Origin of the sequence: Nissabacter archeti (assembly GCF_018257325.1) — a bacterium.
GTDB classification, from domain to species: domain Bacteria; phylum Pseudomonadota; class Gammaproteobacteria; order Enterobacterales; family Enterobacteriaceae; genus Chimaeribacter; species Chimaeribacter arupi.
On the sequence record NZ_JAERKB010000009.1, the window covers coordinates 128,390 to 153,620 of the forward strand.

Genomic DNA, 25,231 nt, shown 5'->3' on the forward strand with positions numbered 1-25,231 from the left:
TAACAAGGAGATTCAGATGTATAAACAGTTACTTACTGCGGCCGCGCTGCTGGCGTTGGCCGGATGCAGCCATGTCAGCCAGCCGGTGGCGCAGTCTGTCCACTATCAATGCGGCACCCTGCCGCTGACCGTGAACCAGGCGGCCGATCGCCAGAGCGTGAGCCTGGTGCTGGACGGGGAGCAGCTCCACCTGCCGCATGTGGAGGCTGCGTCCGGGGCCAAATACAGTGACGGCCGCTATACCTACTGGTCACAGGGCGAGAAAGCGTTGATCCAGCGGGATGATGAAATCATTATTTCTGATTGTGTGGTCAGCCGCTGACCGGCCGCCGTGACTGCGGCGGGCCGGGGCTGGCCGTGTTGTACATGTTGACAGGATCACATGGGCTATGACTGAAAAACTCTCTATCGCCGATTTACGGCGTGAATACACCAAAGGCGGTTTGCGCCGCCATGACCTGACAGACGATCCGCTGGATCTCTTCACCCTGTGGCTGCAACAGGCGTGCGATGCGCAACTGGCTGACCCGACGGCAATGTGTGTGGCCACCGTTGATGAAGAGGGCCAGCCGTTCCAGCGGATTGTGCTGCTCAAACACTATGACGAAAAAGGGCTGGTGTTCTACACCAACCTCGGCAGCCGCAAGGCACAGCACCTCAGCCATAACCCCAAAATCAGCCTGCATTTCCCCTGGCACACGCTGGAGCGGCAGGTCAGTTTCCTCGGGCGTGCGGAGCGGCTCTCTACGCTGGAGGTCGTAAAGTATTTCAGCAGCCGGCCGAAAGAGAGCCAGATCGGTGCCTGGGTGTCGCAGCAATCCTCCCGGATTTCCGCGCGCGGTGTGCTGGAGAGCAAATTCCTCGAGCTGAAGCAGAAGTTCCAGCAGGGTGAAGTGCCGCTGCCCAGCTTCTGGGGCGGGTTCCGCGTGGTATTTGATTCGGTTGAGTTCTGGCAGGGCGGCGAACATCGCCTGCACGACCGGTTTATCTACCAGCGTCAGGCGGATGGCTGGAAAATCGACCGCCTGGCCCCCTGAGCGGTAAAAACCGTGCTTACTTCTGGCGCTCGGGCTACGGGCGCTTTATTCTATGTGCTTTGCCGGATTTCGCCGTGGCCGGGCAGGCTTTTCCTGACACGGCAAGCAACGCGGCACGACTTACTACCCACCCTTAACGGAGTCATTGATGACCAGCAGTAATTTGATTGCACAATTGCAAGAGCGGGGCCTTATCGCCCAGGTAACGGATGAAAAAGCGTTAGCAGAGCGACTGGCGCAAGGGCCAATTGCACTCTATTGCGGTTTCGATCCCACCGCAGACAGCTTGCACTTGGGCCATCTGGTTCCGTTACTCTGCCTCAAACGTTTCCAGCTGGCCGGGCACAAGCCGGTGGCGCTGGTGGGCGGGGCGACCGGCCTTATCGGTGACCCGAGCTTCAAGGCCGCCGAGCGCAAGCTCAATACCAGCGACACCGTGGCAGAGTGGGTGGAGAAGATCCGCCGCCAGGTCTCCCCGTTCCTGGATTTTGATTGCGGTGAGAACAGCGCGATAGCGGCCAACAACTACGACTGGTTCGGCAACATGAATGTGCTGACCTTCCTGCGTGATATCGGCAAGCACTTCTCCGTCAACCAGATGATCAACAAGGAAGCGGTGAAACAGCGTCTGAACCGCGAAGACAGCGGCATCTCGTTCACCGAGTTCTCCTACAACCTGTTGCAGGGGTACGATTTCGCCTCACTGTATGGCCTGCACAGCGTTGAGCTGCAAATCGGCGGCTCCGACCAGTGGGGTAACATCACCTCCGGTATCGACCTGACCCGCCGTATGCACCAGAAACAGGTGTTCGGCCTGACGGTGCCGCTTATCACCAAGTCAGACGGCACCAAATTCGGTAAAACCGAAGGCGGCGCGGTGTGGCTGGACCCGAAAAAAACCAGCCCGTACAAATTCTACCAGTTCTGGATCAACACCGCGGACGCCGATGTTTACCGTTTCCTGAAGTTCTTTACCTTCCTGAGCCTGGACGAGATCAACGCGCTGGAAGAGGAAGATAAAAACAGCGGCAAGGCCCCGCGCGCGCAGTATGTGCTGGCCGAGCAGGTCACCGGCATGGTGCATGGCGAGGAAGGGCTGGCAGCGGCCCGCCGTATCACCGCCAGCCTCTTCTCCGGGGCGCTGAGTGACATGACCGAAGCGGACTTCGCCCAGCTGGCGCAGGACGGGATGCCGGCTATCGAACTGGAGCAGGATGCCGATCTGCAACAGGCCCTGGTGAATGCTGAGCTGGTGCCGTCCCGCGGGCAGGCACGTACCATGATCACGTCCAATGCGGTGCAGGTAAACGGTGAGAAACAAGCAGACGCTGAATACCGCTTCACGGCAGAAGATCGTCTGTTCGGCCGTTACACCCTGCTGCGCCGCGGCAAAAAACATTACTGCCTGGTGTGCTGGAAATAAACGGCGCATGATGCAGAAGGGGGCTTAGTGCCCCCTTTATTTTTGCCTGCGATGCAGGCCGATGACAGGGGTTGCCCGTCATGCGGGTAATCACCCTTTTGCCCGCAGCGCGGGCGATAATATTGACCGGCCACACCGGTTGAAACACAGCGTGTCGCCGCTTACGTCGGCGGCATCCGGGTGCCGGCATAACCGGCGCTTTTGGCAAGGGTAAGAGAGTAGGTTGTTGCAATGAAAAATATACTTTCCATTCAATCGCATGTGGTATTCGGCCACGCCGGTAACAGTGCTGCCGAATTCCCAATGCGCCGCATGGGTGTCAACGTCTGGCCGCTCAACACGGTGCAGTTTTCCAACCACACCCAATATGGCCGCTGGACCGGTTGCGTCATGCCCGCCAGCCATCTGACCGAGATTGTGCAGGGGATTGCGGACATCGATCAGCTGAAACACTGTGATGCGGTGCTGAGCGGCTACATCGGTTCCTCAGAGCAGGGCGAGCATATTCAGGAGATTGTCCGCCGGGTAAAACAGGCTAATCCGCAGGCGATTTATTTCTGTGACCCGGTGATGGGCCACCCGGAAAAAGGGTGCATCGTGGCGCCGGGCGTGGCGGAGTTCCACTGCAAACAATCGCTGCCCAGCAGTGATGTCATCGCGCCGAACCTGATTGAGCTGGAGCAACTGAGCGGCCGCGCCATTAACAGCGTGGATGATGCCGTCGCCACTGCCCGCGCGCTCTGCGCCCAGGGGCCGAAAATCGTGCTGGTGAAACACCTGGCCCGTGCCGCCCGCCGTGCGGATGCGTTTGAGATGTTGCTGGTCACCGCGGAAGAGGCATGGCATATCAGCCGCCCGCTGGTGACGTTCCCCGATCGCCAGCCGGTCGGCGTCGGCGATCTCACCAGTGGTTTGTTGTTAGTGAATCTGCTGAAGGGCGAGCCGTTGGACAAGGCGCTGGAACATGTGACGGCAGCGGTCTACGAGGTGATGCTGACGACCCGGCAGATGGGCGAATATGAGTTGCAGGTGGTGGCGGCACAAGAGGCGATTGCCCGCCCAACCCACCATTTTACCGCAGAAAAACTCTGATATTTGCAGGGGCAGTGGCTGCCCCTGCTTCACGCCTCAGCGTTATTTCAACCCTTCCGCCGTCAGGGCGGCATCCACTGCCGGGCGGGCCTTCATGCGCTCAACAAAGGCACTCAGGTGCGGCAGGGCGGAAAAATCAAATTTCAGCGCGTTTGCCCAGTTCAGGACCGTAAACAGATAGGCATCGGCCACGCTGAACCGGCTCCCCAGCAGATACTCTTTCTCCGCCAGCTGATCGTTCAGGAAAATAAACTTCTTCTCCAGCAGCTCACGTGCCACCGTTTTGGCCTCGTCCGGGAAACGCGGGTTAAACAGTGGGCTGAAGCCTTTGTGCAGCTCGGTTGCCACATAGTTAAGCCACTCCAGGGCATGGTAACGCGCCGGGGTGCCGGCTTCGGGCAACAGCTGGCGGTCAGGCTTCTGGTCGGCCAGGTATTGCACAATCACCGCGTTTTCCGTCAGGAAGCTGCCGTCGTCCAGTTGCAGCACCGGCACCTGGCCTTTCGGGTTGATTGCCAGGAAATCCGCGTCATGCTCGGTCTTTTTCGACACCAGATCGACCTTTTCGATGCTGAAGTCCAGCCCGGCTTCACGCAGAACGATATGGGGGGAGAGCGAGCAGGCACCCGGCTTGTAGTAAAGTTTCATCGTAAGGCTCCATCAGGGGGGTAAACCTTTATCCTAGAAGCCGGTAGGGGAAAAGTCAGGGTGTAAGTGTGCGAAATACTGAATAAAAAGCGGCGTCATGGGGTAAACCCGGTTCGCCGCCTTTTGGCGGGAGGGGCAAGATAAGCCTAGTGCATGTGCAGGGTGAAATAGTCGCGCAGCGCCTGTTCGACGTCGGCAGGGGCCGCCAGCATCGGTTCGCGCAGCTCGTTTTCCATCTGCCCCTGCAACGCCAGGGCGCACTTGATGGCGACCGGGTTGGCAATCGAGAACAGCAGGCGGATCATCGGCAACAGGCCAAAGAAGGTGGCGCGGGCTGCCGGAAGGTTGCCCTCTTTCACCTGTTGCACCAGCGCGACGAACTGCGCCGGGCAGAGGTGGGCCGAGGCGGTAATCGCGCCGGTGCCGCCGAGTGCCAGCACCGTGAGCATCTGGGTATCCTCGCCGGTCAGTACATCCAGCTTGCCGTCATGGATGAGGTCCAGCGTCAGCTCGGCATTGCCGCCACAATCTTTGATCGCCACAATCCGCGGGTGATCGCTCAGGCGGCGCAGCGTCTCCCACTCCAGCGCAATGCCGGTGCGGTAAGGGACGTTATACAGGATGATCGGCAGGTGGGTGCGATCGGCAAGCGTGGTGAAATAGTGGGCCAGCGCTGCCTGGGTCGGGCGGATATAGTAGGGGGCCGCCACCAGCAACCCGGCAACCGGCCGCTGCTGAACAGCATCCTGCATCGCCAGGATGGAGGGCAGATGGTTACCGGCCAGCCCCATTACCACCTGCGCACCCGGCACCACCTCCAGCACCGCATCCAGCGCCTGTAACTGTTCTTCGTCGCTCAGGGCGGCGGCTTCACCGGTGGTGCCGCACACCACCACGCCTGACACGCCGGAGGCAATCAGTGACGTCGCCAGGGTTTTCAGTGCGGGCAGATCCAGCGCGCCCTGGCGGAAAGGGGTGACCAGCGGAACCCAGATACCTGAAAAGTGTGACATGTTCTTCTCCTTGAAAAGTAGGTGCCGCCAGGGGGAAAGAGGCCAGGAAAGGGGCACGTTGCCGTGATGCCGCTGTCCTGTCATCTCACCTGACGGGACAGCGCCCGGTCAGATGAGCGACGGTTTCTTCGATTTATCAGCAGCACGCACGCCACAGGCCAGGGTCACCGCGGGGGTGCCGGAAGGGCCGTTCAGAGGGGCAGAGGGCGTCATGAGCTGTTCCATAGTGGGTTGATTTTTCGGCTTCTTTAAGCGGGAGCACCGCCTGCCAAGACTATGACGCAGCACAGGGCAGAGTACCAATTGAATGAATTAATACCAAAAACGTTATTATTGTTTTTGCTTATGGATGATGCCGTTCCCTGGGTAAAGGGCGGGGAACGGGCATTCTGTCAGGCAGGGGTCAGGCGGCAGGCAGCAGCGCGGTCAGCACATCCACCGGCACCGGGCGTGAAAACAGGAAACCCTGCATATGGGAGCAACCGGCGGTCAGCAGGAAACGTTTTTGCAGATCGTTCTCCACCCCTTCGGCAATCACGTTCAGCTTCATCTTGTTGCCGAGTTGCGATACCGCCGTGACGATCGCCGCCGTATCCGTAACGTCATTGACGTATTGCACAAAAGAGCGGTCGATTTTGACGCTGTCTACCGCAATGTCTTTCAGCAGGCTCAGGCTGGAGTAGCCGGTACCGAAATCATCCAGCGAGATTTTGATGCCGGCGTTGCGCAGTTGCATCAGCTGTTGCAGGCTGTCGGCATCGGCGTTCATCACGGCGGTTTCGGTGAGTTCCAGCTCCAGCCGGTGGCAGGGGAAGCCCTCTTCATGCAGCAGGGCCAGGGTTTTTTCAGCGAACTGCCGTTCACGCAATTGCACGGCTGACACGTTGATCGCCAACCGCAGATCCCCCAGCGGTTTGATATGGCGGCACGCCTGGCGCAACACCGATTCCCCCAGCTGGCTCACCAGCCCGGTCTCTTCTGCCAGCGCGATAAATTGCACCGGCGGCACCGGCCCCAGTTGCGGGTGCGTCCAGCGTGCCAGTGCCTCAACCCCGATGATTTTTTCATCGCTGCTGCGCAAAATCGGCTGGTAGACGCAGGTCAGTTCGCCCTCTTTGGTCAGCGATTCCGCCAGTGCTTTCACCATCACCCGTTTGTTCTCTGAACCGGCATCCAGCGCTTCGGAGTAGAAGCAGAAGGTGTTCTGCCCCTGGCGCTGCGCCTCTCGCAGGGCCGCATTGCCGCGCCGCAGGATCTCCCCGGCGGTGAGGTTTTCGCTGTTCAGGCTGACGATACCGCAGGAGAGGGTGACCACCGGTTTGGCCTGGGTCAGGGTAAACGGCTCATGCATCATGGCGATGATGGCACTGGCAACCGGCTCAACCTCCTCAATGGCCGATTTGCCGCGCAGCAGCACGGCAAACTCATCCGCCCCCAGGCGCGCCGGCATCCCCTGCTGGCCGATCAGCGTGCGCAGTCGCTGGCCAAACTCACACAGAATGCTGTCACCGGACTGGTAGCCGTAAGTGTCATTCAGCACAGTGAAATAGTTCAGGTTGAACACCAGCAAAGCGCAATGTTGCGGATGGTAGAGGCTGCGGGCCGCCAGCTGGTGCAGCTCCTCATTCAGTGAGGTGCGGTTCGGCAGGCCGGTCAGGGTGTCATGGTAGGCAAGGTAACGGATCTGCGCCTCTGAACTGCGCAGCAGTGAAATGTCACTGAGAATAGAGAGCACATAGAAACGGTTGTTCAGGGTAATGCGCGATTTGCGGATCAGCACTGTCCGGCTTTTGTTGGCCCCGTCAGTAATGACCTCCTCACTTTCAAGCTGTTCACCGCTCTTTAATACTTTTAGGGCGCGGCTGGTGTGCCGGGCGGCCTGGTCTGCCGTCATAAAAAAGGTGAAATTCTGCCCGACCAGCTCTTCACGGGAATAACCAAAAAAATCACACGCCCTTTTGTTCACAAAAACCAGTTGCAGCGAGTCATCTTTTATAAGGGTGGCTTCCGGGAGTGCATTCAGCACCGCCTGACATATGGCAATGTCATTGAGCATTTTCAAACGTCCTGAGCAGGGGGAAGCGGCAAGATTAGCACTGAAATATGACGGCGTCTCGCGCAGGACAGGCGATAAGTGAATTATTTTACTGCATTTTTTAATTCTGCCAGGCAATCATAACGCCATTCTGTTTATTTAAGTATCTTCAACTGTTTATCACGCTCTAAGTACCGTCGGCCTTATTTTATCCGGCCAGGGGGAACCCCCTGAATCAGCGTGCGCCCGGCAACCCCAGGCATGACAACCGGCTTTCCAGCGCGGCAACCTGAACGGCAACGGATTATTCACAATAAGGTAAGGAGGGAACGCGGCGGGGTGCCGGGGGAAGCAGGCACTACTCAGGGCTTTGGGCCAAATTTTTCATCCCACTCCCGGCGATACCGGCGCGCCCTGGCCCGGTCGCGCAGGTAGAGATAGGTACTCACCACACACACCGCGCCGGAGAAGAGAATATTGCGCATATCCTGGTCATAGAACGACACCAACAGGCAATCCAGGGCCGCGACAATGGCAAACCATTTGTAAATGTGGGATTGCCGGCGGGTCAGGGCATTCAGCCGCTTGAGCTGGCGCGATTCATCCAGGAATTTTCTTTTTTCCATCGGCATCTCAGGAAGCGGAAGGGTGGCGTAAACGGGTTCATTTTACTGAAGAGTCAGCGAGATAAAGGGTACCAAAGAGTGATTGGTTTGCGCGAGAAAATTATCATCGTGAATGATTTGTGCGCCGGCCCCCGCATGACGCCGGGCCGGCACACGGCTGACCGCGCCCGGCTCAGGGCCATTGCTGGGTGGCATAACGGGCAAACCCCGGCCGTTCGCGCAGCAGGTCATAATAGCGGTCAATCGCCGGTAACGCCGGGTGTGACATCGGCGTCATCAGCCAGCGATGCACCGACAGCCCCAGCACAATGTCGGCCAGGGTAAAGGTGCCGCCGGTCACATAGGCACCGGTCTGCGCCAGCTGACTGGCCAGCAAAGTGAGATGTTGGTTCCAGCCGGCCTCACTTTCCGCCAGCTGGGCCGGGTCCGGCTCGGCCGGGGTATTGCGCATCCGCGCATTGAACAGGTAGCGCCAGGCACTGTTCATATCGCCGAGTTGCCAGTCCATCCAGCGCTCAATCTCCGCACGGGCGCGGGCGCCCTGCGGGTAAAGCGTTGTCTCCGGCCCGGCGGCAGCCAGATAACGGCAGATGGTGTTTGACTCCCACAGCACAAACTCCCCGTCCCGGAGCACCGGCACCTGCGCATTGGGGTTCAGTGCCAGAAACGCCGGCTGGTGCGTCTCCTGAAAGCCGTGGCCCCACATCTCCTGCCGGTAATCCAGCGCCAGTTCGTCACAGGTCCACAGCACTTTCCGGACGTTAATAGAGGACGTCCTTCCCAGTATGGTCAGCATCGCAAAGCTCCCGGAAGAGGGTGGCCCGCAGGCCACGGTGAAACCACGATACGGCGCGGCACGGCGCAAAAGCAAAATGCTGCTTAAAAAGCCACCGGTGAGGGTAAATATCAGCGGCCTCATGCCGATAATGAAGGACACGGCTTTCGGATGAAAGCCCCCTGACCGCCCACCTGTTATGTCCGCGCCCGGAGAGGACGATGAGCCATCTTATTACGCGAAAGATTACTGATTCTGCCCATATTTATGAGGATTTTGACACGCGTTTTTATGAGTGGGAGGACGGCATGTCATCCGCCGGCCTGAAGCTGGAGCTCTCCCGCCAGGCCTTTACCGGCTTTGACTGGGAAGTGACCGGCTATAATTTCGGCCGTCTGGTGGGCGGGGTGCTGAATGTCAGTGAGCACGATATCCACCGCCAGCGCGGCAACGTTTTTTCCATGCCCGATCATGTATTGATCTTCATCATCATGCTGGGCGGCATGGAGTGCCAATGTTTTGGCCGCCGTTTCTCCCTCACGCAGGGGGATGTGCTGATCCAGGACTCTTCCCAGCCGATCGCCATCCACGTTCACCCGAGCAAATCACCGCCGCATCTCTGCACGTATCAGTACATCATCCTGCCGAAACACACGGTGGCCCTGAGCCTGGATATTGCCGCGCTGCATGGCCGGGTGTTGCCTGCGGCCTCACCGATGAGCTTTTTGCTGCGCCAGCATTTCAATGCCATGTTGCAGGTCTTCGACACCCTGAGTGAGCCGGAAGTGCTGGCTACCGGTGAAGGGGCGGCCGCGTTGATCCTGCATACCCTGGCGCTGGTGGCGGGCACGCCGGTGGAGACGCCTTTCATGCACAGTTCGCGGCTGGAGCAAATCTGCCTCTATATTGAGCAGCATCTGGCGCAGCCGCTGACGGCGGAGATGCTGTGCCGCCAGTTTGGCCTGTCTCGCGCGGCACTTTACCGGCTGTTTGAACCGATGGGCGGCATTGCGCTGTTTATCCGTAACCGGCGCGCCACACTGGCACGGCGGCTGATGCGCACCACGTCACTCTCTGATCTGAGCCTGACCGCCATCGCCCGCCGTTGCGGTTTGTCGCCTGCGGCCCTGCGCCGCCTGCTGGTGCAGGAGTACGGCATGTCATCGCGTGATGTGCGTACGGCGTTGCTGAATGCACCGCCGATGGCCACCGGCACCCCGACGCACCTGAACTGGGTCAGCCACCTGTAACCGGCGGGCAGCCCGCTCATCTCCCTCATTTTTCCTCATTTAGCCGTACCGCCTCTGCCGGGGACGATCCCGGCAGGCTAAGGTTACCCCTGTGTGGCAGGCAGGAGAGTGGGGGCGGCATGTTGATAAAAAGATCAGGGTTTATAAAAAGATCGGGGTTAATAAAACGCGCATGGCGGCACAGCGCCTGGCTGGTTATGGCGTTACTTTCCGCCTGCTTACTGGTGGGCTGCGCCACGGATACCCAGCCGCAGCACACCGCAGAAAATTTTGCTGAGCGGAATGCAGAGGCGGGAAAACTGAGCGAACAGGCGCTGATCATGATGCATCAGGGGATTAACCGCATGGCGTATCAGCAACAGTACCTGCAACTGACGCGCAGCAGCGGCATCCCGATGCGGCAGGATCTGCCGCTGGAACATACCGTGCAGCGGGTCGCCGCGGCACGGGCGCTGCAACAGTATGGCGAAGCGTTGCAGGCGTTGCTGCGGCAGGAGCGCACCCCGGAAGCCGCGGCAGCGTTTAACGGCCTGCTCGACAACACCCAGACGGCGTTGGGCATGTTCCTGCCTGCGGCCGTCGCCCGGCCCATCCGGGAAATGGGGGAGGCGCTGGGTCAACAGTACTACTTCCAGCGCAAAATCACCCAGGTCAGGCTGCTGATGAGCACCTACCAGCCGATAGTGAGCCAGCTCGCCGGCCTGCTGGCTGAGGATTTTGAGGCCAACGGCTCAGGCTATATGGCGCTTTACCTGACCAGCGCCGCAGAATTGCGCAACACCGCACAGCAGGTGCTGGACGATCCACAGACCGGCCCCACCCGGCGTCAACAGGCGCTGGAGGCACTGAACGATGCCGAACACGCCGACGAGCAGGGGCAGGCCCTGAGCGTCCGGATGGTAGGGATGATGACTGCGCTGCACACGGCGCAGCAGGAGACGTTGCGCAACCTGGATGAGCCGGTGGATGCCCACCCGGCGCTGGAGGAGTACAGCCGCCGGGTCAGCTATGCCGGGCGGCTTATGCCGTTACTGTCACCGTCGGCACAAGGGGGGATGAATCATGAGTGAAAGCCTGATGCAGCAACTGAACCGCACATTGGCCCAGCTTGAGGCGGTCAGCAAACAGGGCGGTGAGGCGGGAAAACGGGCGCAACAGCTGTTGTCCCAGCTTTACCCGGTAAAAAAGGCGATGCTGTTACAGGCGATCGCGCTCCAGACCCCGCTCTATGCGGCGCTGGCCGATGCCCTGAAGCAGGGGGCAGACAAAGCGCATCAGGCGCAGTTGGGGCTGATCGCGCCGGTGTCCTTTGTGGCAGGCGTAGAAAGCTGCATGGCAAAAGCGCTGGTCATGCTGCAGGCCGGACGGCAGGCATAAAAAAACGCTCCCGGAGGAGCGTTTTTCAGGCAACAGGCGGGGATTAGCGCGCCTTGACCAGTTCAACCTTTTTGCGTTCTTCGGCCGTGTCCTGCGTCATGCGGTGCAGTTTCGGCGCAGCCAGAATCATCAGCACGGCGATCACGCCGGTAGCGATACCAATCTGCAGGAAGACGTGGCTGTAGATCGCCAGGGAGGCATGGGCATCGGTGATGTCCTGCGGCACGGCGGTCAGGTTAGCCACCTTACCGGCAATGATCGCGGCCGCCGCAGTGGTGAGGAACCAGGAACCCATGATAAAGCCCATCAGGCGTTGCGGCACCAGTTGGGCCACCATCGCCAGGCCGAGGCCGGAGATCATCAGCTCACCAATACTTTGCAGGGCATAGCTCAGCACCAGCCAGTTCACCGACACGATACCGGCGTCGTTTGCCATTGAAGCACCCCACGGCAGCACCAGGAAGGCCGCGGAGCAGAGCACCATGCCCACAGCGAATTTGTGCGGCATCGGCAACCGGTCACCGGCTTTGGCATAGAAGGCCGCCAGCAGCGGGCTGGCCAGCATGATCCAGAACGGGTTGAGTGCCTGATACTGTTCCGGCTCCATGCTGATACCTAACAGGCTGTGCTCGACGTTATGGATGGCGAAGAAGTTCAGTGAGGTCGGCATCTGGCTGTAGAGCACAAAGAACACCACTGCTTCGATCATCATCAGGAACGCCACGATCATTTTGCGGCGGGCGGTGCCTTTCAGGGCAAACGTCTCTTTGGCAAAGATAAAAATGATCCCCAGAGACACCACACCCAGCGCCAGGCGGGCGATATCCTGGTGGTGCAGCAGCCAGGTGGACACCGCCGCCAGCGCAATCACGCCCACAATGGTCATCAGCAGTTTATTCATCTGCAACGGTTCAAAATCGGGTTTGGAACCGTGGTTTTTCACCCACTTCGAGCAGAACAGGAAGTTCACCAGGGTGATCAGCATCCCGACCACGCTCAGGGAGAACGCCACGCTCCAGCCAAATCTGGCGGCCAGCCACGGTGTTGCCAGCATAGAGAAGAAGGAACCGATATTCACCGACATATAGTACATGGTGAAGGCGCCATCCAGGCGCGGGTCATCTTTCTCATAGCAGGTAGAAAGCAGGGAGGAAGGGTTTGCCTTAAACAGGCCGCTGCCCACGGCAACCGTCGCCATACCGACATACACCCAGAAGATCTCATGATTGGAGTAGGCGATGCAGGCATAACCCACGGCCAGCACCAGTGCACCGAGCACAATAACACGTTTGGACCCCAGCACTTTGTCACCCAGCCAGCCACCGATGGCCACAAAGCCATACACCAGCGCGCTGAAGGAGGAGAACAGGGTAATGGAATCGGCTTCACTCAGGCCAAGCTGCTTGACCAGGTACACCGCCATAATGCCCTGCAGACCGTAAAAGCCGAAACGTTCCCAGAGTTCGATAGAGAAGATCAGATAAAACGCTTTCGGTTGTTTGAACGCGTTCAAGCTGACGTCTTGTGATGTCTGTTTGTTTGATGTTGACACTGAAACCTCTTTATTCACAGCCTGTTTTAAGTTGCACAGGGAAGGCGCAGAAGTGATGCCGGAAACATCCTTCGCATTGTTATAAGATGAAGAGCGAAGGGTAATGTTCCCGATCTTTGTCAATGAGGCAAGCTATTTGACATAACCTGTTACATATAATTCCAGCGGCATAATGAGAAGGTGTTGCAAATGTTATGCAGGATTAACGTTTATGTTCCGTAGGTTTTCCAAACTATTATATTGATTAATCGCCATCCAAATTTTTATTAGTGATATATTCTGCTTTTTAACGCCTTAGCAGTTCATCCGGTTATCTCTGAATAGTCTGATTGAAGATGATAAGGGCAGTCATCCCTTTTCCCCTATATTCCCCTTTTTAATGAATGAAGAAGATCGCTGCTTTTTCTCTCACCCGGTAAAAACGTGATAGAGATCCCAATTCCTGCTTAAAATTCAGGTTGAAAAAAATGTTTTTACCACATGAGGTAATTAACCGGGGTGTTGGAAGGGGTTTATCCGTTTTAAATCACATTTCCAACAGAAAATGGGGGAAGGGCGAATTACCATGAGGAAGAGGGCGCGTTTTCGCCGGCGTGGAGGGCACAAGGGGGATCACCGGCATAAAAAAACCGGCCACCGGCCGGTTTGATTACGCTGCCGCCACCAGGCGGCAGGAGGCTTAGTTGATTTCCAGCTCGTTCATCGCAGCGATGTTGAAACCGCCGTCAACGTGCAGGATTTCACCGGAGATACCGGCTGCCAGGTTGGAGCACAGGAAGGCTGCGGAGTTACCCACGTCTTCGGTGGTCACGGTACGGCGGATCGGGGTCACTGCTTCGCAGTGTGCCAGCATCTTACGGAAGTTTTTGATGCCGGAGGCTGCCAGGGTGCGGATCGGGCCGGCAGAGATGCCGTTAACACGCACGCCTTCCGGGCCCATCGCGTTCGCCATGTAGCGCACGTTGGCTTCCAGAGAGGCTTTCGCCAGGCCCATCACGTTGTAGTTCGGGATGGCGCGCTCTGCACCCAGGTAAGAGAGGGTCAGCAGGGCGGAATCCGGGTTCAGCATGGCGCGGCAGGCTTTAGCCATGGCCACAAAGCTGTAGGAGCTGATGTCGTGCGCCACGCCAAAGCCCTGGCGGGTCACGGCATTGACGTAGTCGCCGTCCAGCTGGTCAGCCGGGGCGAAACCAATGGAGTGAACGAAGCCGTCAAATTTCGGCCAGGATTTAGCCAGTTCAGCAAACATTGCATCGATGCTGGCATCTTCTGCCACGTCGCACGGCAGCACCAGGTTGGAACCCAGTTCAGTCGCGAACTCTTCAACGCGGGACTTCAGCTTGTCATTCTGGTAAGTGAATGCCAGTTCCGCGCCTTCGCGGTGCATAGCCTGAGCAATACCGTAAGCGATGGAAAGTTTGCTGGCAACGCCAGTAATCAAAATGCGTTTGCCGGTAAGAAAACCCATAGCAATAATCCTTGTGGTCATTGTGCGTGCGGAAGCCTGACTGCCCGACAGCAGCGCCGGGCCGCGCTTCCGCGTTAATAAACCGGGCGATTCTAGCACGCCCGGGCGAAATTAGGAGATGATTCGCCATCTGCTCCGATCAGTGTTGACTAACGGGCATCACGCCGCCAGGCATCGGCGGTCAGGGCTTCGCCAAAGTGGCTGTTAATCAGCCGGCGGGTGAGGTCATGCAGCGGGGCGGCGAGCACTTCCGCCGTACAGCCACGCTCCACCACCTCGCCCTGATGCATCACCAGCACCTGATCGCTGATGTGTTTCATCATGCCGAGGTGCTGGGTCACGTAGATATACGATATGCCGTGCTTTTCCTGCAATTCCAGCATCAGGTTAATAATTTGTGAGCGCATGGACATATCCAGTGAGGCCAGCGCCTCATCGGCAATGATCACCTGCGGCTGCAGGATCAGCGCCCGCGCCAGCGCCACACGCTGTTTCTGGCCGGAAGCCAGCATATGCGGGTAATAGGCGGCATGGTCAGGCAACAGGCCGACCTGGCGCAACGTCTGGTTGATGCGCTGCCCGCGCGCGGCGGCATCCAGCCCGGTGTTCAGGCGCAGCGGCGCATCCAGCAGCTGGCCGATGCGCTGGCGCGGGTTCAGCGAGGTGCTCGGGTCTTGCAGGATCATGCGGATGCGCTGGCTGCGGTAGCCGTAGTCACCAAACGCCAGCGGATGGTCATCGATCAGCATTTCACCGCCGCTCGGCTCCACCATCCCGGAGAGCATTTTGGCCAGGGTCGATTTGCCGGAGCCGTTTTCACCGATGATCGCCAGGGTCTGGCGCTCACGCAGGGTAAAACTCACCGGCTTGACCGCCTCCACGTTCATGCGCCGGAATAAACCGGTGCGGTAGCGGAACGTTTTGCTGAGATTGCGTACCTCAAACAGCGTCTCAGCCATCAGGATTTCTCCATGTTCAACGGGAAGTGGCAGGCAAAGGCATGGGTTTTCACCGGCTTCAGCGGCGGGGTTTCAATGCATTTTTTCTGCGCGTAAGGGCAGCGCGGCCCCAGCCGGCAGCCAATCGGCAAATGCTCCAGCGAGGGGATGGCCCCCGGCAGGGTGTTCAGCCGGCTTTTGTGCGGCAGGGAGCGGCCGAAATCCGGCATCGCGCGGATCAGCGCCTGGGTGTAAGGGTGATGCGGTGCCGCCAGCAGATCCTCACAGGTGGCGCTCTCCACGGTCTGGCCGCAGTACAGCACATTGATGCGGGTGGCCCATTTGCTCATGGTCTGCAAATCGTGGCTGATCAGCAAAATCGTGGTGTTGTTGTTCTGGTTGAGCCGCGCCAGCAGGCGGAAAATCTGCGCCTGGGTGGTGGGTTCCATCGCATTGGTGGGTTCATCAGCGATCAGCAGCCGCGGCTGGTTGGCCAGCGCGATGGCAATCATCACCTTCTGGCACTCCCCCTCGGTCAGCTCATAGGGGAAACTGCCCATAATGTCTTTATGATCTTTGATGCCGACCCGGTGCAGCAGCTCAATCGCCCGGCGCTTGCGCCAGTGCAGCCGTTGCCACCATTTCCCTTTGTACGTCCAGCCGGGGATCGCCTGCATCAGCTGGCGGCCGACGCTCTCTGACGGGTCCAGACAGGATTGCGGCTCCTGGAAAATCATCGAGACATTGTGGCCGACCACTTTGCGCCGTTCACGCGGCGTCAGTTGCAGCAGATCGATGTCATTGAAACGGAACCGGTCGGCGGTCACGCGCCAGTTATCTTTGGTCACGCCGCAGATCGCCTTGGCGATCAGGCTCTTGCCGGAGCCGGATTCACCGACCAGCCCGCGGACTTCCCCCTCCATCAGCGCCATGCTGACACGGTCAACCGCTTTGACCGGGCCGTCCGGCGTCATAAATTCAATGGTAAGGTTACGGATATCAAGCAGAGGCATCAGCGATCCTCCTGCCGGGTAAGGTTACGCATGTTAACGACCTGATTCATGATTCAATTCCCGCGTTGATCGCCCGGCGCATCCCGTCACCCATCAGGTTGATCAGCAACACGCTGACCATGATGGCCGCGCCCGGCAGCATCACCGTCCAGGGCGCGACGTAGACCAGCTCCAGCGAGTCACCCAGCATCGCCCCCCATTCCGGGGAGGGCAACTGGGCGCCGAGATCCAGAAAACCGAGGGCCGCAATATCCAGAATCGCCATTGAAAGGGCGCGGGTGAACTCGGTGACCAACACGGCAGCAATATTAGGAAGTATGGCATACCAGAGCAAATAACGAACAGAGGCACCGTCCAGCCGGGCCGCCACCACGTACTCTTTTTCCAGCTCGTCATGCACGGCGCTGTACACGGTGCGCACCATGCGCGGCACCAGCGCCAGCCACACTGCCAGCATCGCATGTTCGAGCTTGGGGCCGATAAACGCCACCACGATAATCGCCAGCAGCAGGGAGGGGATCGAAAGCAGGGTATCCAGCACATGGTTCATGACCGCCGAGCGCAACCCGTGGGTCACGCCCGCCAGCACGCCCAGGATCAGCCCGCACAGCGCCGCCGCCACCGTCACCACCATTGCCGAGCCGAGGGTCGGCGCGGCACCGGAAAGCAAACGGCTCAGGATGTCACGCCCCAGGTCATCCGTCCCGAGGAAGAAGGAGACGTTGCCGTAGCGTGACCAGGAGGGCGGCAGCAACTGGTAGCCGAGGAACTGCTGGTCGAGGGTATAGGGCGCGAGGTAATGGCCGAACAGGCAGAGCAGCACCAGCAGCAGCACGCCGTAGAAGCCAATCATCGCCAGCGGGTCGCGGTAAAAGGCCCGCCACATTGCCCGCAGCGGCCCGGCAATCCGCTTCTCATGGTAGACGTTATCGAAGGGCATACCATTCCTTATGTTTCAGCGGGTTCGTCAGCGCACCCAGAATATCGGACAGCACATTGACCACAATCACCAGCGCGCCCACCAGCATCACACCGGCCGAAATCGCGGCGTAGTCCTGCTGGCGGATGGCGTTGATCAGCCAGCGGCCCAGGCCCGGCCAGCTGAACACCACTTCGGTGATCATCGCCAGGGTCAGCATGGTGGAAAATTGCAGCCCGAGCTTGGGGATGATCGGCGGCAGCGCATTATGCAGCACATGGCGGCGGATTACGGTAAAACGGGACAGGCCGCGGGTGGCCGCCGCCTTGATATAGTTTTTGCTGAACACCTCATCGGTGCTGATGCGCATCAGGCGTATCACCTCGGTGGTCGGGGCCACAGCCAGCGCGGCAATCGGCAGCACCATATGGCGCAGGGCGCTGAGCAGCATGTCATCCCGGTACGGGGAGTCAGAGAGCCAGGCATCAATCAGCGTTACCCCGGTCACCGGTTTGAGCTGATAGAGCAGGTCAAGCCGCCCGGAAACCGGCAGCCAGCCGAGATGCAGCGAGAAAAACAGCGTCAGCAGCAACGCCAGCCAGAACACCGGCATCGAAAAGCCCAGCAGCGCCAGCATACTGATCAGCGTGTCTGGCCATTTATGGCGCGTTACCCCGGCGGTGATGCCGAGCGGGATGCCGATCAGCAGCGCCAGCCCGAACGCCAGCACGCACAGCTCCATCGTTGCCGGGAACACCTCGTGCAGCTGTTCCCGGATCGGCTGGCCGTTAATGCTGGAGACGCCGAAATCCCACTGCAACAGGCTCTGGAAGTAAAAGCTGTAAGCATCAAACAGCGCGGCCCCGCTCAGCGGGGCGTGGGGGGTAAAGTAACTCAGGCTGAACCCCACCAGCGACAGCAGGAACAGGGTGATCAGCAACAGCAGCAGGCGGCGCAGGGTAAAGATAATCATGGTTGTGATCCCTCCGGGGCCTCACGGTACACGCCGGCAAAGGAGGCGTTGCCGAACGGGCTGAGCACCAGCCCTTTGATGTCATAACGGTAGGCCTGCAACCGCAGCGAAGAGGCCAGCGGCAGCACCGGCAACTGCTGTTCCAGGATGCGCTGCGCCAGCTGGTACTCATCCATCCGCTGGGAAAGCTGCTGGGAGAGCAGGGCGCGTTGCAGCAGGGCATCAAATTCCGGGTTACACCAGTGAGCATAGTTGGTCTGTGAATGGATCGCCGCGCAGCTCAACAGCGGCCGGAAGAAGCTGTCCGGGTCGTTACTGTCGGTGGCCCAGCCGGAGAGCGTCAGGTCATGGTTCATCTCCATCAGCCGCGCTTCCTGGTAACGCCCCTCCACCGGCACAATCACAATCTGGATGCCGACCTGCGCCAGATCGGCCTGCAACAGTTCGGCGGTTTTCAGCGGGCTGGGGTTGTACGCCTGGGAGGCGGTCGGCACCCATAAATAGAGCTGCAGGCCGGAAATGCCCTGGCTTTGCAGCAATTGCCGCGCTTTTTCCGGGTTGTACTCCGTGACCTGCGCGGCGTTGTCATAGGCCCAGGAGGCGCGCGGCAGAATAGAGGCTGCCGTCTCCGCCGTGCCGTAATAGATCGACTGCATCAGCCGCTGGTTGTTGATCGCCAGTGCAATCGCCTGCCGCACGACGGGGTTATCCAGCGGCGGTTTGCCGGTGTTAAACGCCAGATAGGCGACGTTCATGCCGGGGCGCAGCGTCATGCGTAAGCGCGGGTCATCCCGCAGGATGGTGAGCTGGCTGGCCGCCGGGTAGGCCAGCACATCGCATTCGCCGGTCAGCAGCTTGGAGAGGCGGCCGGTGCCGCCCGCGCCGAGGTCAATGATCACCTGCGGCATCCGCGGTACCCCTTTCCAGTAGGCGCCGTTACGCGCCAGCCGGATATATTGCCCGGCGCGGTATTCATTCAGCATAAACGGCCCGGTGCCCACCGGCTGGCGATCCAGCTCCTCTTCATGGCCGCGGCGGCTCAGATCGGCCGCATACTCGGCCGACAGCACCGGCGCGTAGTGAGTGGCCAGGTGCCAGAGGAAGGAGGCGTCCGGCTGGGTGAGGCGGAACTCCACGGTATGGTTGTCAATTTTGCGGATACGTTTGACGGAGTCGGCAAATTTCAGGCTGTCGAAATAGGGATAACTGCCGCCGTTAATCTCATGGTAAGGATGGTGCGTATCCACCACCCGCTGGAAGCTGAAAATCACATCATCGGCATTCATCATGCGGGTCGGGCGGAACCAGCCGGTGGTCTGGAACGGCACATCTTTGCGCAGGTGGAAACGGTAGGTCGCGCCGTTGTCGAGCACTTCCCAGCGCTGCGCCAGCTCCGGGATTAACCGGTAGGTGTAAGGGTCGACATCCAGCAGGCGATCGTAGAGTTGTGCCGCCAGCGTATCTACCGTCAGCCCACTGCTGGCCATCTGCGGGTTAAAGGTGTTGAGGATGCCGCTGACGCAGTAGACAAAGCCGCTCTGGCGGATGTCGGGCGGAGTGGCGGGCACCGGTTTCGGCGCGGCGCAGACACTGCCGGCCAACCCGGCCAGCGCCAGTACCCAATAAGTTAAGACTCGCATAAACGCTTCATTGTTAAGTAAGCAATAAGATGATTGTACCGTACTCTGGCGATCACCCCAATCTGTTGCACGCCGGCGGCCGGTGCGGTCAGGCGTTTTTTGCGCCGTCGGGCGCGTCACCGCCCAGCAGCGCATGTTTTTTCAGCACGCCGCGCAGCTGGTGGTAGGTCAGCCCCAGCAGGGTGGCGGCGCGGCGCTGGTTATAGTGCGCCTGGGTCAGCGCCTGCTGTAACAGGTCATGTTCCTGCTGATGCTGCCAGCCGCGCAGGTCAAGCGGCAGCGCGGGCAGGGTGCCGGGGGCAGGCGTGAGGGCCGCCGGGCCTGGGTTCGCGCGCGGGCTGAACGGGTTAATGATGATCTCATCCAGCGGCTCGTCACTGGTGCCGTGGCGGTACATCGAGCGCTCAACCACATTTTTCAGCTCGCGGACGTTGCCCGGCCAGGGGTAGCCCAGCAGGGCGTCCTGCGCGCGTGCGGTGAAACCTGGGAACAGCGGCAGGTGCAGTTCCCGGCACATCAGAATGGCAAAATGCTCAGCCAGCAGCATGATGTCCTGACGGCGCTCGCGCAGCGGCGGCAGTTGCACCACATCGAAGGCCAGCCGATCGAGCAGGTCAGCGCGGAATTTGCCGGCAGCGGCCAGCGCCGGCAGGTCGGCATGGGTGGCGCAGACCAGCCGCACATCCACCCGCAACGGCTGGCTGCCGCCGACCCGCTCAAGCTGGCCATACTCAATCACCCGCAACAGCTTCTCCTGCACCAGCATCGGCGCGGTGGCCAGCTCATCCAGAAACAGTGTGCCGCCATCCGCACGCTCAAAGCGCCCCAGATGGCGTTTTTGCGCCCCGGTAAACGCCCCGGCCTCATGGCCGAACAGCTCTGAATCCAGCAGGTTTTCGTTTAATGCCGCACAGTTCAGCGAGATAAACGGCCCCTGCCAGCGTTCGGAGAGGTAGTGCAGCCGGTGGGCAATCAGCTCTTTACCGGTGCCGCGTTCGCCAATCACCAGCACCGGTTTATTCAGTTTCGCCAGCCGCGATACCTGCTCCAGCACGTCAATAAAGCTGTTGGCCTCGCCCAGCAGGTTATCCAGGGATTCACTCATGATTAAATTCACCACGCATTGGTTAAATTGACCAGTCCGCTGATAAGCGTAGCAGAGCTGTTTTATAAAAGTAGTGTTATTTCAATAAGATATTTTTTATGCAAACCTGGCACGGCAATTGTATTAATGAACAGGCTAATCAAGCACACCAACGCTGCGGCGGCGGTGAGAGAAAAATTTTGCGGCAATTGTCGCGTGACCGTCAAAGAGGAAGTTTTTTATGGGTATCTTTTCGCGTTTTGCTGACATCGTAAATGCCAACATCAACACCCTGCTGGACAAGGCTGAAGATCCGCAAAAGCTGGTTCGCCTGATGATCCAGGAGATGGAAGACACGCTGGTGGAAGTGCGTTCCACCTCTGCCCGTGCGCTGGCCGAGAAAAAACAGCTGCTGCGCCGTATTGAGCAGGGCGAAAGCCAGCAGGCGGAGTGGCAGGAGAAAGCTGAACTGGCGCTGCGCAAAGACAAAGACGATCTGGCCCGCGCGGCCCTAATCGAGAAACAGAAGCTGGCCTCTCTGGTCGCCACGCTGAAAACCGAAGTCGCGGTGGTGGAAGAGACGCTGGGCCGCATGAAAGGGGAAATCACTGAGCTTGAGAAAAAGCTTACCGAAACCCGCGCCCGCCAGCAGGCCCTGACGCTGCGCCATCAGGCTGCGTCCTCTTCGCGTGAGGTGCGCCGCCAGCTCGACAGCGGCAAACTGGATGAGGCCATGGTGCGCTTCGAGCAGTTTGAACGCCGTATTGACCAGATGGAAGCAGAAGCCGAGAGCGTCAGCCTGGGCAAACAGAAGTCGCTTAACCAGGAGTTTGCTGAGCTGAAAGCGGATGACGAAATCAGCGCGCAACTGGCGGCCCTGAAAGCCAGAATGCAGCGCCCGGAGTAACCGGAACAAGGATGCCCGGCCCAGTGCGTGGGCCGGTTGCCACCGCTCTCGTGTCATACACTAAGGAGAAGGAATGAGCGTCTTATTTTTAGCGATTCCGCTGACCATTTTCGTGCTGTTTGTGGCGCCGATCTGGCTTTGGCTGCATTACAGCAGCCGCCAACAGCGCGGCGGGCAGCTCAGCCAGCAGGATGTGCAACATTTAACCCAGCTAACGCAGGACGCGCGCCGGATGCAGGATCGTATCCGGGCGTTGGAAGAGATCCTGGATGCCGAACACCCGCATTGGAGAGAGTCATAATGAACAATGGTCTCACTGAGAAAAAACTCTACCGGGTGCCGGAAGAGGGCATGGTAAAAGGCGTGCTGGCCGGTCTGGCGCACTACTTTAATGTCCCGGTCAAGCTGTTGCGGGTGATGGTGGTACTTTCGCTGTTCTTTGGGCTGTTTGCCTTTACCGTTCTGGCGTACATCATCCTCAGCTTTGTGCTGGACCCGGTGCCTGCCAGCCGGTACAGCGGCGAAGAGACGGTGTCACCCCATGATTTGCTGGATGAAGCGGACGCAGTGCTGAATAACAGCGAGCGCCGTTTACGGGAGGTGGAGCGCTATGTTACGTCCGAAACCTTTGGCGTGCGCAGCCGCTTCCGTCAGCTGTAAGCCAGCCCGATAACGGCGCGTATCGCCCGGCGGTGCGCGCCGTTTTTTATCCCTGCATTGTTCATCATCAGACAGACTATTTACCCGGAGCTGCTTCATGACACGTTACGCATCTGGCGTTACCCTTAAAAAAGTGCTGCGCTTTCTGTTTATGATGGCGATCAGTTATGGACCGGCCGGCGTCGCCACCCGTATTCTGGGTGTGGTAGGCAGCCGCCCGTTGCGCTTTATTCTGGCGCTGGTACTGGAGCCGCTGCTGAAACGCGGCTTTACCGCGCTGTTTGGACGTTTCACCAAGGAGCCGAATGAAACGATTACAAAATGAATTGACTTCCCTGGTCAACCGCGGCATGGATCGGCATCTGCGGCTGGCCGTCACCGGCCTGAGCCGCAGCGGCAAAACGGCATTTATTACCGCCTTCGTTAACCAACTTCTGCATCTGCACAGCGGTGCCCGGTTGCCGCTGTTCGCCGCCGCCCGTGAGGATCGCCTGCTGGGCGTCAAACGCGTGCCCCAACGCGATCTCGGCATTCCGCGCTTCCGGTATGATGAAGGCCTGGCCTCACTGTACGGCACACCGCCCGCCTGGCCGCTGCCGACCCGCGGCGTCAGTGAGATGCGGCTGGCGTTGCGGTTCCGCTCACAGGCATCCCTGATGCGCCACCTCAAAGAGACCTCCACGCTCTACCTCGAGATTGTCGACTATCCCGGCGAATGGCTGCTCGACCTGCCGATGCTGGACCAGACCTATCTCAGCTGGTCATTGCAGATGGCCGGGCTGTTGCAGGGAGAGCGCGCAAAATGGGCGGAACCCTGGCTGGCGCTGTGCAAACGCTGTGATCCCTTCGCCCCGGCCGATGAAAACCTGCTGGCCGCCATTGCACAGGCCTACAGTGATTATCTGGTGCGCTGCAAGCAGGAGGGGCTGCACTTTATCCAACCGGGGCGCTTCGTGCTGCCCGGCGAGCTGGCAGGCGCCCCGGTGCTGCAATTCTTCCCCTGGCCGGATGTGAACGGCATCGGCGAGGCACGGCTGGCACAAGCCGGCAAGCAGACCAATATCGGGATGCTCCGTGAGCGTTATCACTACTATTGCCAGAACATCGTGAAAGGGTTCTACAAGGAGCATTTTGTCCGCTTTGACCGGCAGATTGTGCTGGTGGACTGCCTCCAGCCGCTCAACAGCGGCCCGCACGCCTTCAATGACATGCGCCTGGCGCTGACCCAGCTGATGCAGAGTTTCCACTACGGGAAACGTACCCTGTTCCGCCGGTTGTTCTCCCCCTGTATTGATAAGCTGATGTTCGCTGCCACCAAAGCTGACCATATTACCGGCGAGCAACATGCCAACCTGGTGTCACTGCTGCAGCAGCTGGTGCAGGAGGCGTGGCAGAATGCCGCGTTTGAAGGGATCAGCATGGACTGCGTCGGCCTGGCCTCGGTACAGGCGACGCAGAGCGGCATTATTGACTACCAGGGCCAGCCGGTCCCGGCGCTGAAAGGCCACCGGCTGGAGGATGGCGCGCCGCTGACGGTATTCCCCGGTGAAGTCCCGGCGCGGCTGCCGGGCGGGGCCTTCTGGCAGCAGCAGGGATTTCATTTTGAGCAGTTCCGGCCGCCGGCGCTCGCCGTGGACACCCCTTTGCCGCATATCCGGCTGGATGCCGTCATGGAATTTTTATTGGGAGATAAATTGCGATGAACGATCCAATAAAACCGCGCATTGATTTCGACCAGCCGCTCGAGCCGCCGGCGCAGCCGGTATTGCGCGCGGCGCAGGCTTTCAGCGATCGGGATGCCGAGCACTTTCTGCCGGCTGCCCCGGAGGCGCAGGAAAATGAAGGGGAGGCGGAAGCCGTGGTAGCGCAGGTGCTGAAACCCCGTCGCAGCCTCTGGCGCAAACTGGTGACGCTGGGGCTGACGATTTTTGGCGTCAGTGTGGTGGCACAGGGCGTGCAGTGGACGCATCAGGCGTGGGTAGAGCAGCAATGGATCGCCCTGGGCGGCTGCGCGGCCGGTGGGTTGATTGTGCTGGCCGGTGCCGGATCGCTCTTCACCGAATGGCGGCGGTTATACCGCTTGCGCCAGCGGGCCGAGATGCGTGATACCGCCCAGGCGCTGTTGCACAGCCACGGCGTAGGGCAGGGTCGGGCTTTTTGCGAGAACCTGGCGCGGCAGGCCGGGATTGATGCGGGCCACCCGGCATTGCAGCGCTGGCAGGCCTCCTTGCATGAAACGCAGAACGATCGCGAAGTCGTGGCGCTCTATGCGCGGCTGGTGCAGCCGGTGCTGGATAAGCAAGCCCGCCGGGAGATCAGCCATTCAGCGGCAGAGTCCGCGCTGATGATTGCGGTCAGCCCGTTGGCGCTGGTGGATATGGCGTTTATTGCCTGGCGTAATCTGCGGCTGGTCAACCGTATTGCGCTGCTCTACGGCATTGAGCTGGGGTACTTCAGCCGGTTGCGGCTGTTCCGGTTGGTGCTGCTGAATATGGCGTTTGCCGGTGCATCAGAGCTGGCGCGGGAAGTGGGGGTTGACTGGCTGTCGCAGGATTTAGCTGCCCGTCTTTCCGCCCGCGCCGCCCAGGGGATTGGTGCCGGGCTGTTAACTGCCCGCCTGGGCGTCAAGGCGATGGAATTATGCCGCCCTCTGCCGTGGCTGGAAGATGACAAACCCCGCCTGGGCGATTTCCGCCGTGATCTGGTGAACCAGGTCAAAGGCGCCCTGACGAAAACCCCGCCGCGCAGCTGATCCCCAGAACATGCCCGGTTCAATGAGCCAGGCCTTATCATACGGTTTG

The 25,231-nt window shown here is 59.6% G+C and carries 26 protein-coding genes; 13 read left to right on the plus strand and 13 right to left on the minus strand.

Annotated features, from left to right (window positions below; genetic code table 11):
* Positions 1-16: 16 nt before the first annotated feature.
* From JK232_RS14380 to pdxY, 4 genes are all read left to right on the plus strand, one after another.
* Entirely contained in the window at positions 17-322 is a 306-nt protein-coding gene (locus JK232_RS14380) for an MliC family protein (RefSeq protein WP_101828885.1), read from the plus strand.
* A gap of 67 nt (positions 323-389) precedes the next feature.
* A complete protein-coding gene (gene pdxH / locus JK232_RS14385) occupies positions 390-1,037 on the plus strand; it encodes a pyridoxamine 5'-phosphate oxidase (protein WP_072930875.1) in 648 nt (215 codons plus the stop codon).
* Between the two features lie 148 nt (positions 1,038-1,185).
* The gene (tyrS, locus tag JK232_RS14390) at positions 1,186-2,460 is read left to right on the plus strand and encodes a tyrosine--tRNA ligase (protein ID WP_212589331.1); all 1,275 of its coding nucleotides are present in this window, start codon (positions 1,186-1,188) and stop codon (positions 2,458-2,460) included.
* A 231-nt stretch (positions 2,461-2,691) separates the two neighbouring features.
* Positions 2,692-3,552, plus strand: a complete 861-nt coding sequence (gene pdxY, locus JK232_RS14395; RefSeq protein ID WP_101833729.1) for a pyridoxal kinase PdxY — start codon at positions 2,692-2,694, stop codon at positions 3,550-3,552.
* A 42-nt stretch (positions 3,553-3,594) separates the two neighbouring features.
* On the opposite strand, the gene gstA is transcribed toward pdxY, so the two are convergent.
* The 5 genes from gstA to JK232_RS14420 all read right to left on the minus strand — a co-directional run bounded on the left by gstA (position 3,595) and on the right by JK232_RS14420 (position 8,670).
* The gene (gstA, locus tag JK232_RS14400) at positions 3,595-4,200 is read right to left on the minus strand and encodes a glutathione transferase GstA (protein ID WP_072930869.1); all 606 of its coding nucleotides are present in this window, start codon (positions 4,198-4,200) and stop codon (positions 3,595-3,597) included.
* A gap of 146 nt (positions 4,201-4,346) precedes the next feature.
* The gene (dapA, locus tag JK232_RS14405) at positions 4,347-5,213 is read right to left on the minus strand and encodes a 4-hydroxy-tetrahydrodipicolinate synthase (protein ID WP_072930866.1); all 867 of its coding nucleotides are present in this window, start codon (positions 5,211-5,213) and stop codon (positions 4,347-4,349) included.
* A gap of 403 nt (positions 5,214-5,616) precedes the next feature.
* A complete protein-coding gene (locus tag JK232_RS14410) occupies positions 5,617-7,269 on the minus strand; it encodes a sensor domain-containing protein (RefSeq protein ID WP_072930864.1) in 1,653 nt (550 codons plus the stop codon).
* Positions 7,270-7,610: 341 nt separating this feature from the next.
* Positions 7,611-7,874, minus strand: coding sequence for a hypothetical protein (locus tag JK232_RS14415; RefSeq protein WP_072931028.1), 264 nt, complete (start codon positions 7,872-7,874; stop codon positions 7,611-7,613).
* Positions 7,875-8,046: 172 nt separating this feature from the next.
* Positions 8,047-8,670 (minus strand): glutathione S-transferase family protein, encoded by a 624-nt coding sequence (locus JK232_RS14420; protein ID WP_101857496.1) that lies wholly within the window; start codon positions 8,668-8,670, stop codon positions 8,047-8,049.
* A gap of 200 nt (positions 8,671-8,870) precedes the next feature.
* Here JK232_RS14420 and JK232_RS14425 point away from each other — a divergent pair, with 200 nt between their 5' ends.
* The 3 genes from JK232_RS14425 (at position 8,871) to JK232_RS14435 (ending at position 11,276) form a co-directional block, all read left to right on the plus strand.
* Positions 8,871-9,899 carry an AraC family transcriptional regulator gene (locus JK232_RS14425; protein ID WP_072930860.1) on the plus strand — a complete coding sequence of 343 codons (1,029 nt, stop codon included), beginning with the start codon at positions 8,871-8,873 and terminating at the stop codon, positions 9,897-9,899.
* A 197-nt stretch (positions 9,900-10,096) separates the two neighbouring features.
* Positions 10,097-10,969, plus strand: coding sequence for a hypothetical protein (locus JK232_RS14430; RefSeq protein WP_101857488.1), 873 nt, complete (start codon positions 10,097-10,099; stop codon positions 10,967-10,969).
* On the plus strand, positions 10,962-11,276 hold the full coding sequence (locus tag JK232_RS14435; RefSeq protein ID WP_072930856.1) for a hypothetical protein: 315 nt from the start codon (positions 10,962-10,964) through the stop codon (positions 11,274-11,276). The genes JK232_RS14430 and JK232_RS14435 overlap by 8 nt, the downstream gene beginning before the upstream one ends.
* 43 nt (positions 11,277-11,319) lie before the next feature.
* Here JK232_RS14435 and dtpA read toward each other — a convergent pair whose 3' ends face one another.
* From dtpA to pspF, 8 genes are all read right to left on the minus strand, one after another.
* A complete protein-coding gene (gene dtpA, locus JK232_RS14440) occupies positions 11,320-12,828 on the minus strand; it encodes a dipeptide/tripeptide permease DtpA (protein WP_212589332.1) in 1,509 nt (502 codons plus the stop codon).
* 679 nt (positions 12,829-13,507) lie between these two features.
* Entirely contained in the window at positions 13,508-14,296 is a 789-nt protein-coding gene (gene fabI, locus JK232_RS14445; protein ID WP_072930851.1) for an enoyl-ACP reductase FabI, read from the minus strand.
* A 149-nt stretch (positions 14,297-14,445) separates the two neighbouring features.
* Complete coding sequence (sapF, locus tag JK232_RS14450) at positions 14,446-15,255, minus strand: putrescine export ABC transporter ATP-binding protein SapF (RefSeq protein WP_072930849.1); 810 nt, start codon at positions 15,253-15,255, stop codon at positions 14,446-14,448.
* Complete coding sequence (gene sapD, locus JK232_RS14455; RefSeq protein WP_212589333.1) at positions 15,255-16,247, minus strand: putrescine export ABC transporter ATP-binding protein SapD; 993 nt, start codon at positions 16,245-16,247, stop codon at positions 15,255-15,257. Before sapD ends, sapF begins: the two co-directional genes overlap by 1 nt.
* 46 nt (positions 16,248-16,293) lie before the next feature.
* Complete coding sequence (gene sapC, locus JK232_RS14460; RefSeq protein ID WP_072930845.1) at positions 16,294-17,187, minus strand: putrescine export ABC transporter permease SapC; 894 nt, start codon at positions 17,185-17,187, stop codon at positions 16,294-16,296.
* Entirely contained in the window at positions 17,174-18,139 is a 966-nt protein-coding gene (sapB, locus tag JK232_RS14465; protein WP_072930843.1) for a putrescine export ABC transporter permease SapB, read from the minus strand. The genes sapC and sapB overlap by 14 nt, the downstream gene beginning before the upstream one ends.
* Positions 18,136-19,779 carry an ABC transporter substrate-binding protein SapA gene (gene sapA / locus JK232_RS14470; RefSeq protein ID WP_072930842.1) on the minus strand — a complete coding sequence of 548 codons (1,644 nt, stop codon included), beginning with the start codon at positions 19,777-19,779 and terminating at the stop codon, positions 18,136-18,138. The genes sapB and sapA overlap by 4 nt, the downstream gene beginning before the upstream one ends.
* Positions 19,780-19,867: 88 nt before the next feature.
* A complete protein-coding gene (pspF, locus tag JK232_RS14475) occupies positions 19,868-20,884 on the minus strand; it encodes a phage shock protein operon transcriptional activator (RefSeq protein ID WP_101833725.1) in 1,017 nt (338 codons plus the stop codon).
* A 220-nt stretch (positions 20,885-21,104) separates the two neighbouring features.
* Between pspF and pspA the strand changes: the two genes are divergently transcribed.
* From pspA to JK232_RS14505, 6 genes are all read left to right on the plus strand, one after another.
* Positions 21,105-21,770, plus strand: a complete 666-nt coding sequence (gene pspA, locus JK232_RS14480) for a phage shock protein PspA (protein ID WP_072930838.1) — start codon at positions 21,105-21,107, stop codon at positions 21,768-21,770.
* A 73-nt stretch (positions 21,771-21,843) separates the two neighbouring features.
* Positions 21,844-22,071 (plus strand): envelope stress response membrane protein PspB, encoded by a 228-nt coding sequence (pspB, locus tag JK232_RS14485; RefSeq protein WP_072930836.1) that lies wholly within the window; start codon positions 21,844-21,846, stop codon positions 22,069-22,071.
* Positions 22,071-22,430: an envelope stress response membrane protein PspC gene (pspC, locus tag JK232_RS14490; protein ID WP_212589334.1), complete on the plus strand. Its 360-nt coding sequence runs from the start codon at positions 22,071-22,073 to the stop codon at positions 22,428-22,430. The genes pspB and pspC overlap by 1 nt, the downstream gene beginning before the upstream one ends.
* A 97-nt stretch (positions 22,431-22,527) precedes the next feature.
* Positions 22,528-22,755, plus strand: a complete 228-nt coding sequence (locus JK232_RS14495; protein ID WP_101833723.1) for a phage shock protein PspD — start codon at positions 22,528-22,530, stop codon at positions 22,753-22,755.
* Positions 22,736-24,133: a YcjX family GTP-binding protein gene (locus JK232_RS14500; protein ID WP_212589335.1), complete on the plus strand. Its 1,398-nt coding sequence runs from the start codon at positions 22,736-22,738 to the stop codon at positions 24,131-24,133. Before JK232_RS14495 ends, JK232_RS14500 begins: the two co-directional genes overlap by 20 nt.
* On the plus strand, positions 24,130-25,182 hold the full coding sequence (locus JK232_RS14505) for a YcjF family protein (RefSeq protein WP_101828889.1): 1,053 nt from the start codon (positions 24,130-24,132) through the stop codon (positions 25,180-25,182). The genes JK232_RS14500 and JK232_RS14505 overlap by 4 nt, the downstream gene beginning before the upstream one ends.
* The last annotated feature ends 49 nt before the right edge of the window (positions 25,183-25,231 follow it).

Coding starts and splice junctions, on each gene's coding strand:
- sapD (WP_212589333.1), bottom strand. CDS start 16,247: ATGCCTCTGCTTGATATCCGTAACCTTACCATTGAATTTATGACGCCG.
- pspC (WP_212589334.1), top strand. CDS start 22,071: ATGAACAATGGTCTCACTGAGAAAAAACTCTACCGGGTGCCGGAAGAG.
- JK232_RS14505 (WP_101828889.1), top strand. CDS start 24,130: ATGAACGATCCAATAAAACCGCGCATTGATTTCGACCAGCCGCTCGAG.
- sapA (WP_072930842.1), bottom strand. CDS start 19,779: ATGCGAGTCTTAACTTATTGGGTACTGGCGCTGGCCGGGTTGGCCGGC.
- pspF (WP_101833725.1), bottom strand. CDS start 20,884: ATGAGTGAATCCCTGGATAACCTGCTGGGCGAGGCCAACAGCTTTATT.
- JK232_RS14415 (WP_072931028.1), bottom strand. CDS start 7,874: ATGGAAAAAAGAAAATTCCTGGATGAATCGCGCCAGCTCAAGCGGCTG.
- sapC (WP_072930845.1), bottom strand. CDS start 17,187: ATGCCCTTCGATAACGTCTACCATGAGAAGCGGATTGCCGGGCCGCTG.
- JK232_RS14495 (WP_101833723.1), top strand. CDS start 22,528: ATGACACGTTACGCATCTGGCGTTACCCTTAAAAAAGTGCTGCGCTTT.
- tyrS (WP_212589331.1), top strand. CDS start 1,186: ATGACCAGCAGTAATTTGATTGCACAATTGCAAGAGCGGGGCCTTATC.
- gstA (WP_072930869.1), bottom strand. CDS start 4,200: ATGAAACTTTACTACAAGCCGGGTGCCTGCTCGCTCTCCCCCCATATC.
- pdxY (WP_101833729.1), top strand. CDS start 2,692: ATGAAAAATATACTTTCCATTCAATCGCATGTGGTATTCGGCCACGCC.
- JK232_RS14380 (WP_101828885.1), top strand. CDS start 17: ATGTATAAACAGTTACTTACTGCGGCCGCGCTGCTGGCGTTGGCCGGA.
- JK232_RS14420 (WP_101857496.1), bottom strand. CDS start 8,670: ATGCTGACCATACTGGGAAGGACGTCCTCTATTAACGTCCGGAAAGTG.
- JK232_RS14410 (WP_072930864.1), bottom strand. CDS start 7,269: ATGCTCAATGACATTGCCATATGTCAGGCGGTGCTGAATGCACTCCCG.
- JK232_RS14425 (WP_072930860.1), top strand. CDS start 8,871: ATGAGCCATCTTATTACGCGAAAGATTACTGATTCTGCCCATATTTAT.
- pdxH (WP_072930875.1), top strand. CDS start 390: ATGACTGAAAAACTCTCTATCGCCGATTTACGGCGTGAATACACCAAA.
- pspA (WP_072930838.1), top strand. CDS start 21,105: ATGGGTATCTTTTCGCGTTTTGCTGACATCGTAAATGCCAACATCAAC.
- JK232_RS14500 (WP_212589335.1), top strand. CDS start 22,736: ATGAAACGATTACAAAATGAATTGACTTCCCTGGTCAACCGCGGCATG.
- sapF (WP_072930849.1), bottom strand. CDS start 15,255: ATGGCTGAGACGCTGTTTGAGGTACGCAATCTCAGCAAAACGTTCCGC.
- pspB (WP_072930836.1), top strand. CDS start 21,844: ATGAGCGTCTTATTTTTAGCGATTCCGCTGACCATTTTCGTGCTGTTT.
- dapA (WP_072930866.1), bottom strand. CDS start 5,213: ATGTCACACTTTTCAGGTATCTGGGTTCCGCTGGTCACCCCTTTCCGC.
- fabI (WP_072930851.1), bottom strand. CDS start 14,296: ATGGGTTTTCTTACCGGCAAACGCATTTTGATTACTGGCGTTGCCAGC.
- JK232_RS14430 (WP_101857488.1), top strand. CDS start 10,097: ATGGCGTTACTTTCCGCCTGCTTACTGGTGGGCTGCGCCACGGATACC.
- sapB (WP_072930843.1), bottom strand. CDS start 18,139: ATGATTATCTTTACCCTGCGCCGCCTGCTGCTGTTGCTGATCACCCTG.
- JK232_RS14435 (WP_072930856.1), top strand. CDS start 10,962: ATGAGTGAAAGCCTGATGCAGCAACTGAACCGCACATTGGCCCAGCTT.